Annotated in this window: 10 protein-coding genes; 1 reads left to right on the forward strand and 9 read right to left on the reverse strand. The window is 41.7% G+C overall.

Going from position 1 to position 16,821, the window contains the following annotated elements; all coding sequences use genetic code 11:
- Positions 1 to 77: 77 nt before the first annotated feature.
- The 8 genes from V7K98_RS13350 to V7K98_RS13385 form a co-directional block, all read right to left on the reverse strand.
- Positions 78 to 4,691, reverse strand: a complete 4,614-nt coding sequence (locus tag V7K98_RS13350) for a type I polyketide synthase (RefSeq protein ID WP_335022471.1) — start codon at positions 4,689 to 4,691, stop codon at positions 78 to 80.
- Positions 4,692 to 4,796: 105 nt separating this feature from the next.
- Entirely contained in the window at positions 4,797 to 8,258 is a 3,462-nt protein-coding gene (locus tag V7K98_RS13355) for a non-ribosomal peptide synthetase (protein ID WP_335022473.1), read from the reverse strand.
- A 43-nt stretch (positions 8,259 to 8,301) separates the two neighbouring features.
- A complete protein-coding gene (locus tag V7K98_RS13360) occupies positions 8,302 to 9,816 on the reverse strand; it encodes a 3-oxoacyl-[acyl-carrier-protein] synthase III C-terminal domain-containing protein (protein ID WP_335022475.1) in 1,515 nt (504 codons plus the stop codon).
- A gap of 108 nt (positions 9,817 to 9,924) precedes the next feature.
- Positions 9,925 to 10,368, reverse strand: coding sequence for a holo-ACP synthase (gene acpS / locus V7K98_RS13365; protein ID WP_335022477.1), 444 nt, complete (start codon positions 10,366 to 10,368; stop codon positions 9,925 to 9,927).
- A 14-nt stretch (positions 10,369 to 10,382) separates the two neighbouring features.
- Positions 10,383 to 11,705, reverse strand: a complete 1,323-nt coding sequence (locus tag V7K98_RS13370) for an anthranilate synthase component I family protein (protein ID WP_335022479.1) — start codon at positions 11,703 to 11,705, stop codon at positions 10,383 to 10,385.
- A 25-nt stretch (positions 11,706 to 11,730) separates the two neighbouring features.
- Positions 11,731 to 13,293 carry a benzoate-CoA ligase family protein gene (locus V7K98_RS13375; RefSeq protein ID WP_335022481.1) on the reverse strand — a complete coding sequence of 521 codons (1,563 nt, stop codon included), beginning with the start codon at positions 13,291 to 13,293 and terminating at the stop codon, positions 11,731 to 11,733.
- Between the two features lie 28 nt (positions 13,294 to 13,321).
- A complete protein-coding gene (locus V7K98_RS13380; protein ID WP_335022483.1) occupies positions 13,322 to 13,720 on the reverse strand; it encodes a holo-ACP synthase in 399 nt (132 codons plus the stop codon).
- A gap of 3 nt (positions 13,721 to 13,723) precedes the next feature.
- Positions 13,724 to 14,005 carry an acyl carrier protein gene (locus V7K98_RS13385; RefSeq protein WP_335022485.1) on the reverse strand — a complete coding sequence of 94 codons (282 nt, stop codon included), beginning with the start codon at positions 14,003 to 14,005 and terminating at the stop codon, positions 13,724 to 13,726.
- Positions 14,006 to 14,727: 722 nt separating this feature from the next.
- Between V7K98_RS13385 and V7K98_RS13390 the strand changes: the two genes are divergently transcribed.
- On the forward strand, positions 14,728 to 15,510 hold the full coding sequence (locus V7K98_RS13390; RefSeq protein ID WP_335022486.1) for an ABC transporter ATP-binding protein: 783 nt from the start codon (positions 14,728 to 14,730) through the stop codon (positions 15,508 to 15,510).
- 130 nt (positions 15,511 to 15,640) lie between these two features.
- Here the strand turns inward: V7K98_RS13390 and V7K98_RS13395 are convergent, their stop codons facing one another.
- Positions 15,641 to 16,693 (reverse strand): PepSY-associated TM helix domain-containing protein, encoded by a 1,053-nt coding sequence (locus tag V7K98_RS13395; protein WP_335022488.1) that lies wholly within the window; start codon positions 16,691 to 16,693, stop codon positions 15,641 to 15,643.
- Positions 16,694 to 16,821 lie beyond the last annotated feature (128 nt).

Genomic DNA, 16,821 nt, shown 5'->3' on the forward strand with positions numbered 1-16,821 from the left:
TCATACCACTTCTTTAAAATCCAGCAACAGATTCAAACCTAGAAACCCAAATCCAATTTGAATTTCTTAATCACGTATTACCCAACTTTTTCTAAATTTGATTCGACTTCTTCATCAGTTAATTCTTCTAATTCCTCTAGAATAATTTTTTCGACAACCATAGATAGTTGAGCAACAGTAGGGGCTTGAAAGAGTGTACGAAGGGGTACTTTTATTTGGAAGTCGTCACGCAATTGGTTAATCATTACACTTGCTGTTAATGAGTCTCCTCCTAAAGCAAAGAAGCTATCATAAATCCCCACTTGCTCAAAACCTAAAAACTTTTGAAAGCTTTCAGCAATCTTATTTTCGATTTCGTTAGTAGGAGCAATGTACTCATTCTTTAAAATTGGTCTTGGACGGACAGAAGAGATATGATCTTCTGGGATATTTGCTTTCTGTTTTACGGACTTTAATCTAGTTGGTTCTTCTAACCTAGTGGTGAGATTTCCACTAGAGACAAATACCTGATTTAATTCATTCCAAGACAAAACCCGTTCAAGGACATCGATACCTTCCTCTGGTGTCAGGATAAATTCAGCTAAACTGGCATCAACCGATAAAAATTTTTGTTGATTTTTCCCAACTTGCCAAATACCCCAATTTACGCTAATCCAACGAACAGAACTAGTTTGATTGTGTTGGTGAACAAAAGCATCCATGAAGAGATTTGCTGCTGAATAAGCTATCAGTCCTCGTCCTCCTAAAACTGAGGATAAAGAAGACATCAACAAGCAAAAATCTAACTCTTTAGATTCTAAAACTTTTGCCAGGACTAAAAGTCCGTGTACTTTAGCTGCAAATTGCTGCTCACACTCTGTCTTAGTTGTTAGTTCAATAATACATACTTTGTCAGTAATTGCGGCAGCGTGGATGACACCGTTGATTTTACCAAACCTTGCTTCGGCTTGGGCGATCGCACTTTGCATTTGTTCATGGTTGGTGGAATCAGCGCCAACAACTAAAACTTCAGCACCCAGTGCTTCTAATTTTAACACTTTTTCTAACAGACTATTTGACCAGTCATCACGGTTGGGTAAGACTGAACGTCCTGTTAAGATTAGTTTCGCCTTGACAGTTTTTGCTAAATATTCTGCAAAAAGGAGTCCTAATTTTCCTAAGCCACCTGTAATTAAATAAACTCCTCCATCTCGCAATTGTGGTGTTACAGTTGCTACATCCCACTGGATTTGCTCAAAATGTTGTACCCAGCGATGATGATTGCGATAGGCAATAACTTGATTTGTGGATGGCGTAGAGATTTCTTTGAGCAAGCTATCTACAAGTTTATCAACTGTTCCACAGGGAAGTACAACATCAATACTACGACAGCTAATATTTGGGTATTCTTGCGGAATGACCTTACAAGCTCCTAATACAGTTGCTTTCTGTGGGGAAAGTATTTCGTCTCCTGTTACATACTGCATATTGTTAGAGATTAACATGATTTGCAACTGTTTAGTCCAATTCTGTTGATCCAGAACCTGAGCTATAAATAGCAAGCTGTAAAATCCCACATCTTGAGCTTGGTCAACTTCATCTACTCCTAAGATTGTTTCATTGAGCGGCGTAACACCCCATAAATGAACAATGGTTTTTGGTGTGAAATTTAAGGCGGAAAGCTCCTGAAACAGGTTGTGGTAGTCATTTGGTTGTCGAGGATTAATTGTATATGCATACTGCTTTTCATCTACTGCAAATTGCTCTCCAACTCTGACGGTAATCACATTTTGACCCTCTAGTTTCAGTCTTTGAGCTATTTGCTCACCCAAGTTGCTCTCATCAATAAAGATCAAATAAGATTCCTGTTGATTTGCCTGCTGCTTTAATACTACAGGTGGCAACATTGAACGTTTCCATGATGGGATGTAAAACCAGTCTGCAATGTCAGGCTTTTTACCCGATGAAACTTGCTGCACTTGACTCGCATCTTCTGAGGGTTTTATTGTGTCAATCCAGTAACGTTGGCGCTCAAAGGGATAAGTTGGTAAAGGAATCCGACGACGACGCTCATGTGCGTAAAATGCTGACCAGTCTATCTCGACTCCTGAGAGCCACAGTTGTCCTAAAGTGTTGAGCAAGAATGCTAAATCTGATTGTTGCTCGTAGGAATAACGCAGAGATGGAAGCACAACTTTATCTACAACCTGCTCGCTCTCTAAATATTGCAAAGCGAGGCTACTCAAAGTTTGTCCCGCCCCGACTTCCAATAAAATGGGATTCTGCTTTTTCCATAATTGTTTCACCCCTTCACCAAAGCGCACAGGCTGACACAGATGCTTTGTCCAATAGCTGGCATCGGTTGCTTGGTCGGCTGTAATCCATGTACCTGTGACATTAGACAGATAGGGGATTTGCGGAGGCTGGCGCTTTACGGTTTTGACTAACTCGGTGAATGGATCTGCGATCGCTTCCATCATGTAAGAATGGAAAGCATGGGAAGTTTGCAAACGCCGACATGCTAAACCTTTCTCAGTCAATAGACCAGCTAATTCATCGATTGCATCAACATCTCCAGCTACAACGCAGAGTTTTGCCCCATTGATGGCTGATAGGGAAAGTTTTTCATTCAAGAAAGGACGTACTTCTGATTCCGAAAGAGGTACAGCCAGCATTGCCCCATTTGGCAACTCTTGAATCATTTGCGCTCTTTTAGCCACTAGAGTTAGGGCATCTTCTAAAGATAATACCCCGGCTAAAGTAGCTGCGACATATTCCCCAATGCTATAGCCAATCATAGCTACAGGACGAATTCCCCAAGAAATCCACAACTGAGCTAAAGCATATTCGATGACAAAAATAGCTGGTTGGGTGAGATAAGTTTGATTAAGTTTTTCGGCTGCGGCATCGGGTTGTTCAACAGTACGTCCAAGCATTTTACGCAAATCGAAACCCGGTTGAGATGCGCCGTTTAGATTAGGTTGTGAAGAATTTTTGGGATAAATGACATCTCTTAAGTCAAGATTTAGCAGGGGTTTGAGGATTTCACAACATTGAGCAACTGTTTTTTGAAATGTCGGCTCTAGTTGGTAAAGTTCCTCGGTCATGTTGACGTATTGTGTACCCAATCCCGTAAACATGAAGGCAACGGGGCGATCGCTCGTCGTTGCGACGCTAGTGAGAACTCGTTTAGTATCTTTGAGGGCAACTATGGCATCTTCCACATCTTGGCAAACCACTATCTGCCTATGCTCAAACTCTCTCCGCCCTATTTGCAAGGTGTAAGCGACATCGGCTAAATTCAGTTGGGAATGCTGTTGTAAGTACTGGACTAAGTTGGCTGTTGTTGTCTTTAAGGCTGAGTTGGTTTTGGTAGATACCATCAGCAACTGCCAAGGGCGAGAGGGTGCAGATGTTGCCACCGGGGGAGCTTCTTCGAGAATTATATGGGCGTTTGTCCCACCAAATCCAAAAGAACTCACTCCAGCCCGACGGGGTAAGCTGTCGGTTTTCCATTCTGCTAGCTGATGATTGACATAAAATGGACTATTAGCAAAATCGATCTGAGGGTTTGGGGTGGCGAAATTTAGGCTGGCTGGTATGGTTTGACGATCTAGTGCCAGAATGGTTTTGATTAAGCCTGCAATACCTGCGGCTGCATCTAAATGCCCAATATTGGTTTTGACTGAGCCAATGGCACAGTAGCCTTTTTTGTCTGTGGCAAATGCTTGGGTGAGGGCGGCAATTTCAATGGGATCGCCCATTGGTGTGCCAGTTCCATGAGCTTCTATATAGCTAATGGTTTCTGGCTCTACTTCCGCCATAACTTGAGCAGCACGAATTACCCTAGCTTGTGCATCTTGGCTCGGTGCGGTGTAGCTGACTTTTACAGCCCCATCATTGTTGATGGCTGAACCTTTGATCACTCCATAAATATAGTCTTGATCGGCGATCGCATCTTCCAGTCGTTTGAGAACTACAACTCCAACGCCATTGCCGCCAATCGTACCCTGGGCTTGGGCATCAAAAGCTCTACAGTGTCCATCGGCAGCAATACCTTCGGGACATAATGTCTCTACGGTTTGGGGCGCTTTAATCGAAACCCCGGCTGCTAAAGCCATATCGCACTCACCACTCAGCAAACTTTGATAGGCGAAATGCGCGGCCACTAACGAACTCGAACAGGCTGTGCCAACACAAACACTAGGTCCTTTGAGATTTAATTTATAGGAAACCCGGGTAGGAGCATAATCTTTATCGGAGGCTAAGAGAATGGGAAAATATCCCATTGACTGCTTCAAGTTGTTGGGAAAAAGATTGTACAGTAAGTAAGTACTTGTTCCGACTCCGGCATAAACCCCAATGGATCTTTCTTCCCGTTCCGAGTCATAGCCGGCATTTTCTAGTGCCTCCCAAGCACATTCTAAAAAAAGACGCTGCTGAGGGTCCATAATTTCAGCTTCTCTGGGATTAAAGCCGAAAAATGCAGCATCAAATTCCTCAATATTTTCTAGTAAAGCAGCCGCTTTAATACTTTGATTGGCTGCGGCAGACTCTACATCTGGGTCTGTAGTTTTGGAATCTTGTAAGACTGAAGAAAACTCAATGCCTTGGCTCAAGTTTTGCCAAAATTCCTCAATGTTTTTGCTGCCTGGAAAACGTCCGGCAAGACCTATTATTGCTACTTCTAAGCCGTTTTGCTCAGATTTCATGGCTTTGCTATCTCTTGTTAAACTATTTTTTTACTTACTTTTATACTCAGTTCAGATTCAGGCATATTTAGGTAAGTTCAATCCCTAAAAATCAATCCAGTAGATTTACAAATTAGCCACTTTTGATTTGTTTAATCTTTGTTGGAGACGACTTTTACCGTCTTGAAGTTGTTTTTTTAATTTAGCAGTTTGCTGCTCTGATAATGCGCTTTGTTGAACTTGATTGCAATACTTAGCTAAAGACTTAATTGTGGGATATTTAAACAAATCCACTAATGATATAAATTCTACATGATCTGGCAAAATCATTGTGAGTTTATTGAAAATCTTTATAATTAATAATGAGTTACCACCAAGTTCAAAAAAATTATGATTAACTCCCACATTTTCTATGTTTAAAACCTCTTGCCAAAGGGTAGCAATTCTTTGCTCAATATCAGTTTGAGGAGCTACATAATTCTCTTTCCAGTTGGCCGGTAAATTTTCTGGCTGCGGCAGGCTGCGGCGGTCTACCTTACCATTACCTGATAGGGGGAAAGTATCTAGAATTATGAAGGCGGATGGTATCATATATTCTGGCAATTGCTCGCGCATCAAATGGGGTAATTCGTTACTCGAAATTGTATAGTGTAGAACCACATAAGCAATCAATCGGCGATCGCTAGGCGTTTCCCCGACGACAGTGACAACAGCCGCACGCACGGCAGGGTTTTGCACTAATACAGCTTCAATTTCACCCAGTTCAATCCGGTATCCACCTATCTTGACTTGGGAATCTTCTCGACCTAAAAATTCAATAGTGCCATTTGGTAGGTAACGACCTAAATCCCCTGTTCTGTACAATCTCTCACCTGTACTAGGGTGAGTCAGAAAATTCGTTGCTGTTTTTTCGTCTTGTCGCCAGTAACCACGAGCTAGTCCCACGCCGCCAATGTAAAGTTGTCCAGTGACCCACACAGGACAAGGTTCTAGTGTGGCATTGAGGACATGAAAATGCTGGTTAATCATTGGATAACCATAAGGAATACTTTTCCAAGTGGAATCAACCGTCTCTATAGGATAAAGAATTGACCAGATAGAGGCTTCGGTGGCACCACCTAAGCTAATAACTTGGATATCTGGGCTAAAAGCTTGAATTTGAGTAGGTAAAGAGAGAGGAAGCCAATCTCCACTCAGCAAGACTAATCGTAGAGGCGCTAAAACTTCAGGGTGATTTATGGCGTAATCTACCATCATCTGCATCAGTGCGGGTACTGAGTTCCAAAGGGTGATATGGTGCTGCTGGCATAATTGTGCCCAGTGAGACGGTTCGCGATCGCGAGCCGCTTGAGGTATGACAATGGTTCCCCCGGCAGCTAAGGTGCCAAAAATGTCATAAACTGACAAATCAAAGCTCAAGGATGAAAGTGCAAATACTCGATCCGTAGCATTCACACCAAAGCGCTGATTGATGTCAAGAATAGTATTGACTGCGCCACGATGATTAATCATGACTCCTTTGGGAAAACCTGTAGAACCAGAGGTATAGATCAAGTAGGCTAAGTCATCTGGGGTTTGAATTGGCTCTAGCGGCTGTTGGGGTTCATTAGCTAGGTCTTCAATACACAGTTGGACGATATTTGTCGGTAAGTCTAATACTTCCCGCAGCCAAGACTGGGTGAGGATTACTTGAGCTTCACTATTCTCTAATAAATATTCCCGTCGCTCTCGCGGCAATTTAGGATCAATAGGAACATAAGCAGATCCAGACATTAAAATCCCCAGAACAGCCACAACTTGCTCCCATCCCTTTTCCATGACTACCGCTACTAGCTGATTAGGATGAACTCCCAAGCGTCGCAGTCGATGGCCTACTTGATTAGCTAGTTGGGATAATTCCCGGTAAGATAGGGTGCGTTGAGGTGCAATCACGGCAGGTTTCTCTGCCCTCATTGGTATTTGTGCTGTAAATAAAGTGTGCAACAGTTCGTCCGTAACCTTCCCAGTTGTAGCGTTGACAGCATCTCGTTGCGCTAATTGAGCCGGAGAAATTAATTGCCGCGTTGTTTCCAACCATGCCGTTTCTGTAGTAGATAGTTGTTGAAGAAAACGACAATATGCTTCAAACATATCCTCAATCAAACCGACAGGAAACAGTTCTTCGACTACATCCCAGTTAAAAGTTAATACCCCTTTTTCCTCCCAGACTTGAATATCTATCCATACTTGGGATGCTTGACTGATGCCATAAACTAATTCACCAAAATGACTGAAAGTTAAAGTTTCCTGACTGAGTTTATTTAAGCCAAGGGTGCTAGTGAAGACAACTGGCATGGCTATAGGATATGTACCGTGTTTGCGGGCTAATTCCCGTGTGACTTTTACTCCACTAAAGTAACGGTGTTCTAAATCTTGCCACAATTGCTGCTGGAGGGAGAGGGCGCGGTCAGTAAAAGCGGCCGGTGTGGAATTATCGATTGCTAATAAAGTTGCAGAAGTAAAATCTCCTAAAATGTCCTGGACTTGGGGATGGAGGGGCAAGCGATTAAATAGGGCAATATTCAAGGTAAATTGAGAATTTTTGCTCCAAAGAGTTAATATTTCGGTAAAAGCCGCCAATAAAACTCCAGAGGCAGTTAAACCAACTTGAGCAGCCTTTTGTTGTAATTGTTGCCAGTCGTCTGGATGCAGATGCCTTTGATAACGCTTGCACCGGGGCTGTTTGAGTTCTTGGGGGTTTTTAGCTAAGGGTAAGTCTGGGGGTGGAGGTAAGTGGTCTAAACGACTGTACCAATAATCTTGCGATCGCTGATATATTAATGTCTGTTCTATGCGTTGTTCTGCCAAAACATAATCGCGGAAAGACAGTTCTAGATGAGGTAATGCCACATCAGGATTTTGGTACAGTTGAAACCACTCTTCAAATAAACGAAAGAGACTCCAAGCATCGAAAACTAACAAATCATAGCTAACATGCAACCGGACACGCTTTTGATCTAAAAGGGTGACACAAAATTCAAACAAAGGCCACTGATGGGCTGGTAGAACTTGATGAGAAAGGCGATCGCGAATGGCTGCTAGTTCTTGGTTAACTGTTTCTTCATCTTTGCCTCTAAGATCCACAACCGGAATTTCATACAAAGCAACCTTGGCTAAAATCTGCTGTTGACCTTCTGGCAGAACTATAGCCCGCAGCATCTCATGGCGTTCAATTAATTGTTGTAGTCCCCAGTTCAATCGTTCTAGATTCAGGTCATACCCTTCAATTTCGTAGTAACCATGATTAGATAAACTACCAAGTTCTAATACCCCACTGCGTCCTACCCAGAAGGCGTGCTGCATATCAGTCAGGGGAAAAGGTTCGTAGCGATCGCTTGGCGCTGGTACAATTTTCGGTAAATCTGTCAAACTCCCACTGATGCTGTTTTCTTGCAAAAATCGCAGAATCTCTAATTTATGTTCTACTAATGAGTTACGTAATTCTGAGGTTAGTACTCCCTTGGGCGCATCAACATCTAGTAAATCTCCATTAGCAGCTAGTTTTACCCCTTTGTCAGAGAGAGTGGTTAAAAGTGAACGCAAATTCATGATTTTATACCAATTCGTAATTAAGAAAATCAGACTTACTTTTTTATAAACTCAATTTTTCTCTTTCTTTTAGATTGAGGTCAGCAGACGCGATCGCTTCTGATACAGTTAGGCTGGCTAAGGTTAATTGGTTCAGTAATAGCTCGGCTAGTTGAGCTATGTTGTTAACTAAAAATTTATCTATAGGTACTTGCACTTGTAGATTAGCCTCTATTTTGCGCCTCAGTTCAATAGCCATTAAAGAATCAAGTAATGAAGCAGTAGACTGCTGAGTATTAAGGCTGGCTAAAGGTAAATGTAGTGAGGTAGCTAACCATTCCAGAAGATAAGTTTCTAGCATTTGCTGTTGTTGCTCTGGTTTAGCAGCCAAGAGTTTTGCTTTTGAAAAAGCGGTTTGTGTTGCAGTGAAGACTTTTTCTTGGAAAAGATGATCTTGTGTTGTTGGTTCAGATATAACGCTAATTGGGGGGGCTGGAACTTGTCCAAGGGCCACATCACCCCAACGCATAACAACTGCTGCGGCAGTAGCTGCGGCACCGTTAGTATAAACCAGAACTAAATTATTTTCGCTGATTTTTCCCTCTGCTGCTGCATGGTACAAATTAGCGATGGGAATTACTGGCCCGATATTTGCATATCGTGGGTAGAGATTAATTGTCCGCTCTTTATCGATACCTAATGCTCGTGTACAAACATCGACGTACCAAGCACTAGGAGTATTGAATGCAAAAAAGTCAATATCATCAAGGGTGACACCAGCAGCAGCAGTTGCACCGTAGCAGCAGTTACGGACAAAATCTACTGCTGTTTCTGCAAGCATATTGGCATTGTTTCCCGTGCGAGTAGAAATTCGGGGCTTGCCTTGTGTATCTGTTGTCAGTTTATATGAGTAAGCGCCATGTGTGGCGATCGTATTAACAATTTTAGTACCCAGAATTCCCTGGTTAGGTTTAAGCAAATCAACCACAAAAGCTCCAGCACCATCACCCATTGACCATGAGAGTGTGTCTGCTTCATCTACAGCATTAGATCCAATCTGGGAAATAACTACTAGTACGTTACGATAGGTTCCAGTTTGTACGAGAGCCTGAGCATTTTGAAGTGCCACTAAAGCACTTGAGCAAGTTGACTCTAAATTCCATGCAGGACAGCATAGTTTTAATTGTTCAGCTAAGTAGGTTGCATTTCCAGCCCCGACTTGTTCGGAGAAAAGCGAAGCGACAATCATAAGTTGGACTTCACTGGGAGCGAGTTTTGCAGCCTCCAGAGCATCTTTGGCAGCGCGATATTCTAACGTTAGGGATGACTCTTGAGAACTAAGCACTCGCCGTTCAATGTTACCTCGAAAGGGATCTGATAAGTATGGTGCTACTGCTATTGACCAAATATCCAGCCCATTGTTGTCGGTAGTGAAGTCATCAGATTTAGACCTCTTTGGGTTTCTGAGTTTTGTTTGTGTAAATAGGTCGGGATACTTGTTTTGCCAGTATTCATTTGTCCGAATGATATCGGGAAAGCTAACTGCAAGTGCGCGAATACCTACTGGAAGGTTAGTCATTTCAAAAAGGGAATAGATTTTACTTAGGGACTTCCAGGAAATAAATTATCCAAATGAACGAACCACGGAGGCGCAGAGAACGCAGAGAGAAGAGAATTTTCCCTCCTTCTAAGAACCAAGAGCGATCGCACTCGCAGTTGCATAAGATGATACATGGCTGATGCTAACTAACCATTTGGTAATCCCAAGCGCTTCTGCAATTTCTTGACATTTGCCATTTAGTACAATTGCTGGTTTACCTGTTGGTAATCGTTGTACTTCTAAATCCCGCCAGTAAATATCTCGGTTATATTCAACCCCAAGGATTTGAAGTACAGCTTTTTTGACGCAAAAACGACCGCCTAAATACTGGATACGATCGTTACCAAATCCAGATTCATTCAACTCATGTTCTGTAAACCATTGCATCTCAAAAGACTTGCCTGCTCGTTCTATAAGTTTTTTAATAGAACTTATAGCCACGATATCAATACTATGGCCAATGACTTCGAGAGCATCAGGCTCAAAGGTGAGCAGGTTTACAGGTAAACTTTCAGACTCAATTGCAAACATCAGATTAACTTGGTTTAAGACTGCAAAACTAAATTGGTCAACATTGTATTCATTTTGTTGACAGACTCGATATACTCTTTTTCTGGAACTGATTCAGCCACAATACCAGCGCCAGCATTTAAGTGAATAGTACTTCCGTATTGATACACTGAGCGAATAGCGATCGCAATATCTGATGAACCATTACTATCTACCCAACCAATACCACCAGCATAAATTCCTCTTGGCTCGTCTTCTAAGCGATTAATCCATTCTAAAGCTTTTTCTTTATCAATACCAGAGACTGTAATACCGGGAAACAATACTTTCAATGCATCCCATAGAGTATTTCCTATTTTGAGTTTACCACCGACTCGTGATGATAGATGTTGTACACATCGGTACTTTTTAACTTCCATAAAGTCAAAAATACGTACAGTTTCTGGTAAACACAAGGAAGCAATCTCACTTTGTGCTAACCAGGCTGAGAGTGAGTGTTCTTTAACTTCTTTAGCATCAGTAAATAATTCATCAGTTAAGCGTGTATCTTCTTCTATACTTTCACTACGAGGGCGAGTTGCAGCTAGGGGATTAGTGACAACATACCCATCTCCATTGGTTTCCATGAGAATTTCTGGACTAAAGCCAACTGCACGCACATCTCCGATATCTAAACAATAAGAACGTGCTGCATTATTGGCTCTAGCTCCTACAACATAAGTTCCGATGGCATCTAAATCACCTGGTATTTTGACTGAGCGAGAAATTATCGCTTTGTGCAAATCACCTTCTTTAATTGCTTCGATCAGAGTCTCAATACGATTTTGATAATCTTCGCGATCGCTAAAGTCCAATTCCAAAGATACTGGTGTATAGTTTGGCAGTGGATTATCAATAAATAATTGATTTTTTATCTGTTCTAATGACTTAGTAGTTTTGATATGAACTCCTTCTACTGTACAACGAAGTTCCGTTTCAGGAATCATAAAATAAAGCAGTTCTTGCTGGATTGCTTTAGAGTATGAAGAGTAAAAACGAGCTATATCAAACGCTACATAACCATAAGCTGTCCAATTTTCAATATTCAAAGACTTAAGTAAATTCTCTACTTGCTTTAAAGGATCGCTGACTGGCTCACAGTGAGAATTACCTGAACCGTTAATGGAGACAAAATCTTGATTTACTGCTACCCTAAATAACTCATTACCAGCAATCCGAACTTCATTTTTCCCTTCATACATGACATATTTGGTAATAATCCCAGCTTGTAGCAGGTTCTTTAAGATAACGATGGGTTCTCTTTGTCCAGGTACAAATATTTCTTGATATTTTATTTCGGTCTTTAACTCTGTTACCATCTATTTTATCCTTGCAAATAATTGTTTAACCAATTGTTTTTGTCGCTAAAGTATGATTTTTTCCTAATACTTTGCGGTTGATTTTACCGGTCGAGGTGCGTGGTAAATTTTCTAAGAAGTAAACTTTTTTTGGAGCTTTAAAATGAGGTAATCGCCGTTTAGCAAACTTCCGAATACTATCCTCTACTTCTGGCGAAGACTTTTCTCCAGGTTTGAGGCTGACATAAACAACTACCTGAATTAACTCTTCTCCATTATTTGACTCTGGTACTGCTGCTACCTCAAAAATTTGCGGATGCTGATGCAAAATGTCTTCAATTTCTAAAGGTGATAGCCATTGACCATTAACCTTAAAAAGGTCATCCTGACGACCCATAAACCAGAAATATCCTTCTGCATCGCATAAATATTTATCTCCGGTTCGCATCGTCTTACCATAGATAACTTTTCGCGTTTGTTGCAGTCGGTTCCAGTACCCTAACATGAGACTTTCTCCAGTTACTTGGAGGTCGCCAATCTTGCCAGCACCACAAGGAAAACCATCTTCGTCAATCACCTGAACATCGTAACCAGGAACCGGATGACCAGAACTACCTGGTTTACATTTTCCTAATTGATTACTTAGAAAAATGTGCAAAAATTCAGTTGTGCCAATACCTTCACAAATTTCATGATTGTAAGTCAAAAGCCATTTATGCCAGATACTTTTAGGCAATTGTTCAGCAGCTGATACACATAAACGTATAGAGGAAACATCTAGAGGAGAAATATCATCTGCGCTGAGAATACTTGCATAAGCGCTGGGTATACCAAACAAGACTGTAGGTCGATAGTGATGGATATCAGCAATGATGTCAAAAGCATTATTGGCATCAGATAGTATAGATGCTGCACCAACAGCCATTGGCATATAGAGAGTATTACCTAAACCGTAGGCAAAGGGCATCTTGGCAACTGAATAAATGATGTCATCTTGATGCAAGCCCAGCATAGTTTTACCGTACTGCTCTGCACACACCACCATACTTTGATGAAGATGAATCACACCTTTAGGCTGGCCTGTACTCCCAGAGGTGTAAAGCCAGAAAGCTGGTTCATCACGAGAGGTTTCGGCGCAAGGTAATGTTTCCTCTTGTTGAGTGAGTAGAGAAATTAAGGGATTTTCACCATCTGCTAACAGCTTATGGCGTAAGAACTGAGACTGAATAGGAGCTAGTTTCTTTTGCCACTCTTGAGTAGTTACTAAAAGCTTGGCGCGGGAATTTTGCAGAATATACTGAATTTCATCCAAACTACAAGCAGTATTAATCGGAACTGGTATAGCTCCTAGCCAGATAGCACCCCAAAAAGTAAATACAAATTCCGGAGTGTCGGACAAGAGAATGGCTATCCGATTTTCGCGCTCTAAATCGAGATGAGAAAGTAGTTTGGCTGTGCGTTGGACATAGCTGTTCAGTTGGGCGTAAGTGTATGTCTCACTTTGATAGTAAAAGGCTGTTTTCTCGCTACGTCCTTGTACTAAGTTGCCTTCTAAGAAGTAAGCTGCAACGTTAAAGACCTCTGGTAATCTTTCTGAAATACTACCCATCCAAATTTTCCTGTGAGGCTGATATGCTTTACTGAGCGAGGACTTGAACTAGTACGTGTTGATCCCAATAGCACCAAGTAGCTAAGAATTCTCTGATGCCTTGTTGTTTTGCTTGGATACTTGCTTCTCCTTGCAAATGAATAATTAATTTGGTGTGTATGATATCTACTTCAATTTCATTCCAGCCAATGCCGGCTAATCCGGTTCCCAAGGCTTTACCTACGGCTTCTTTGGTGGCAAAGCAGATTGCATAATGCTGGTGGGGATCATTAGCTGCTTGACAACGGTCGATCTCATCAAGAGTAAACACTAAATTTAAGGTTTTGCGATCGTGTCGGTCAATGAGTCTAGCAATTCTTTGGATGGGTGTGATGTCAATACCAAGACCCTTAATACTGAAAGTTCTACTAGAAAAGAGGGAAGCCATTGACTAGCCCAAACTTCTCGGTATAGTTGCGCTGTACTCATTTGGACTTACAAGCATTGCAGTCTGTACCAGATGACAAAATTGATCTAGCGTCATATCTTGCCGACCTTCAAGTTTGACACTAACTCCCAACTGACGTTTGAGTTCTAAGGATACTTCTACTGTTTCAGTGGAATCAAGCTGTAAATCTTTACGCAGTAAAGCATCTGGATAAAGCAACTCTTCAGTAATACCTAAATCAGTAAGTATTTTATTGATAGTTTCCATCACTTTTAGAGTATCCATAAAGCAAAATTTCTCAATGGGTTTAAACTTCAGGATTTAGGGCAGTTTTTAATTCAGGACTTACGCAAAAAATAGCCCAAATCTTGAGTTTCCGGTAGGGGCAATTCATGAATTGCCCCTACCGCGTGTAGTTTGGCGTAAGTCTTATAATTACCTGCGATATGCTCTCATATCAAGTTGGCCATTAAATAGTAATGAGAACTATTTGCATCAGTTTTAATGTTGAAAACTAAATTTCACTTTTATTAGGAACTATTTTCATTAGCTTTGAGTAGCTTATTACAGAAATCATCTCTTAGCAAGCCCTAATTTAAGATTTTATGTATTGGGAAAACGTCTTTGACGAGCAAAAATGTATAGAAATAGGCTGTTTCAGCAATCTCTAGCTTGCAAGAATATAATTAAATACATGGTAGCAGTGATGGTATTATAGAAATTAATTATCAATAGGGTGGGTAGAGCGATCGCTAACCTGGGTTTTGTCCAGTGCTAAAAGATGAGCTACAACTCCCAAATTCTGAAGTTTCCTTGCTTTGCACAGCATCATGCTTCACAAACACCGCAAGTTTAAGTATACTACTGAAAATAAATGATAATTTTTATCGTTTATCTGTAAATTCAAGATATTTCTGTTGCCTATTGTCTTCAGCACTAACAAGCCCCGCCCAAGACAATGAGCAATCTACCCAGTCGTTGACTCAATTCGATTTGGAGTTTTTTAAGTGACAGTCAGACAACCACCACTATTTCAGGTGCGTGAAGTGACTAAAAAGTACCGGATGGGAGAAGTAGAGGTGCAAGCCCTCCGCTCCATAGACCTCGACCTTGATGAAAAAGAGTTTATGGTCATACTAGGTTCTTCTGGCAGTGGGAAGTCAACCTTACTGAATATCTTGGGAGGACTAGACGTGCCCTCAAGTGGCAGTGTGTATTTTCGCGATCGCAACCTGACCAATGCTAACGAGAAAGTCTTGACTCGTTTTCGGCGCGATTGTATCGGCTTTGTCTTCCAATTTTACAACCTGATACCCAGCCTAACGGCGCGGGAAAATGTTTCTCTAGTTACAGAGATTGCTGCTCATCCCATGCGTCCGAGGGAAGCTCTAGAATTGGTAGATTTAGGCGATCGCCTCGACCATTTCCCATCTCAATTATCAGGTGGAGAACAACAAACAGATTTAGCGATCGCAGTTATTTGCATCAGTGTTGGCGCAGCTTGTTTAGGAGGCTTTGGATCTGTTCGCAAAGCTATTTCCTTACCCCCTGCCGAAGCTATGCGACCAGAGCCACCAGCTAAGTTTCGACCATCAATCATTGAGCGCCTGGGTATTGGACGCTTTTTATCGCCAGCCGGTCGGATTATTTGCCGTAACCTCGAACGCAAATCAGTTCAGGCAGGCTTTTCTATTTTGGGGATTGCGATCGCATCCGTGCCCAGAAATTACTCTTGTGGGGTGGGCATCTTGCCCGCCCTGGTTGTGCAAATTAAATACGCGACAGCTTAGTCTGTCAAGTTTAAATTGATGGGTAAGAAAGTTCGTAGTAGGGACTTCACTCCTTATTTTCTAAGCACTAAAGTGCTTACTACAAACTTTTCATTACTAGCTTGACAGAATACCTAGCCTTGTTTTGCCATCAGCCTTGGCGTAGTCCAACCCAGGCAATCATCCCAGTGATTAATAAAACAGTGGGCATTAAGCCGATAAGCATATAGAGGATGCGAGTAGGTAGTCCACCGAAGATGCCGAAGTGAAAATCTGCAAGGATAATCAGCATCTTAGACATTGCATCTTTAGGTTTACTGACTTTTTTAACTTGTAAAACTTCACCTGTGTAACGATTCAGTTCAACGCTACTGAAGTTAAAGTAACCTGTTTGTTGATTAGGTAACTTCTTTGTGAACGTCAGATTCTGTGGTTGTGCTTCAGAAAAGCTCACGTAGGTTGTTTTACCATCAGGGATAGCCATATCAGCTTTACGCAACAGTTTGCTGAATGCAACTGGTGGTTGTTGGGGTGCAGCTTGCACTTGCACCGGTTGATTAAACATCGGCAAAAAGTGGACGATGGCAATCAATACACCCGTGAACGAAATAATTAGCAAGAAAAAATTGGAGACAATACCACCAACGTTATGGATATCGTAACTAACTAAAGGCAGAGGAGCATTCCAGCGAACTTTAAAACCTCTTGTCAGATTTCGCCAACCAGTCCACAAAATTGCTCCAGTAATTGCCATTAGCAGGAGTAAAACCCCTGTAATACCGACGATAATCATCCCTACTTTGCCCACAAATAAATCGTGATGCAAGACGTACAAAAAGCCAATAAGCGATCGCTCCCAAACTCTTGAACCCAAAACCTCGCCTGTGTAGGGGTTGACAAAGGTTTGTAACTCTTTACCATCTTTTGCTTTCACCTGTAAAAGATAGCTTTCATCTGGCTTTTGCGGCCAGCGAATAGACTGCACAGAAAAGTTGGGAAAATCTTTCTGAACAGTGGCCAGCATTAAATCCGGCGATATTTGTGTTCCTTCGGGAGTAACTGACCACAGCGATCGATTGAGTGTGCGATCGAGTTCCTGATGGAAAACGATGCTGGCACCACTAAAACTAATCACCATTAATAGCAATCCCATCACAATGCCAATAGAACTATGCAGCTTTAACACCAAATTACGGAATTTCATGGCTAACCTCAACAATAATAGGACATACGCACTGTACAAAGTACTTATGGTGTGCGTTAAGGTAAACATCTGGTTTCAGGTTTTTCATTGATGGTAAATAGACCTGTGTTGTAGGGGCAATTCATGAA

Source organism: Nostoc sp., from assembly GCF_036917435.1.
Lineage (GTDB): Bacteria > Cyanobacteriota > Cyanobacteriia > Cyanobacteriales > Nostocaceae > Nostoc.

Bases quoted from the DNA above. Each gene is read 5' to 3' on its own strand.
- V7K98_RS13350 (WP_335022471.1), bottom strand. From the start codon at position 4,691: ATGAAATCTGAGCAAAACGGCTTAGAAGTAGCAATAATAGGTCTTGCC.
- V7K98_RS13355 (WP_335022473.1), bottom strand. From the start codon at position 8,258: ATGAATTTGCGTTCACTTTTAACCACTCTCTCTGACAAAGGGGTAAAA.
- V7K98_RS13360 (WP_335022475.1), bottom strand. From the start codon at position 9,816: ATGACTAACCTTCCAGTAGGTATTCGCGCACTTGCAGTTAGCTTTCCC.
- acpS (WP_335022477.1), bottom strand. From the start codon at position 10,368: ATGTTTGCAATTGAGTCTGAAAGTTTACCTGTAAACCTGCTCACCTTT.
- V7K98_RS13370 (WP_335022479.1), bottom strand. From the start codon at position 11,705: ATGGTAACAGAGTTAAAGACCGAAATAAAATATCAAGAAATATTTGTA.
- V7K98_RS13375 (WP_335022481.1), bottom strand. From the start codon at position 13,293: ATGGGTAGTATTTCAGAAAGATTACCAGAGGTCTTTAACGTTGCAGCT.
- V7K98_RS13380 (WP_335022483.1), bottom strand. From the start codon at position 13,720: ATGGCTTCCCTCTTTTCTAGTAGAACTTTCAGTATTAAGGGTCTTGGT.
- V7K98_RS13385 (WP_335022485.1), bottom strand. From the start codon at position 14,005: ATGGATACTCTAAAAGTGATGGAAACTATCAATAAAATACTTACTGAT.
- V7K98_RS13395 (WP_335022488.1), bottom strand. From the start codon at position 16,693: ATGAAATTCCGTAATTTGGTGTTAAAGCTGCATAGTTCTATTGGCATT.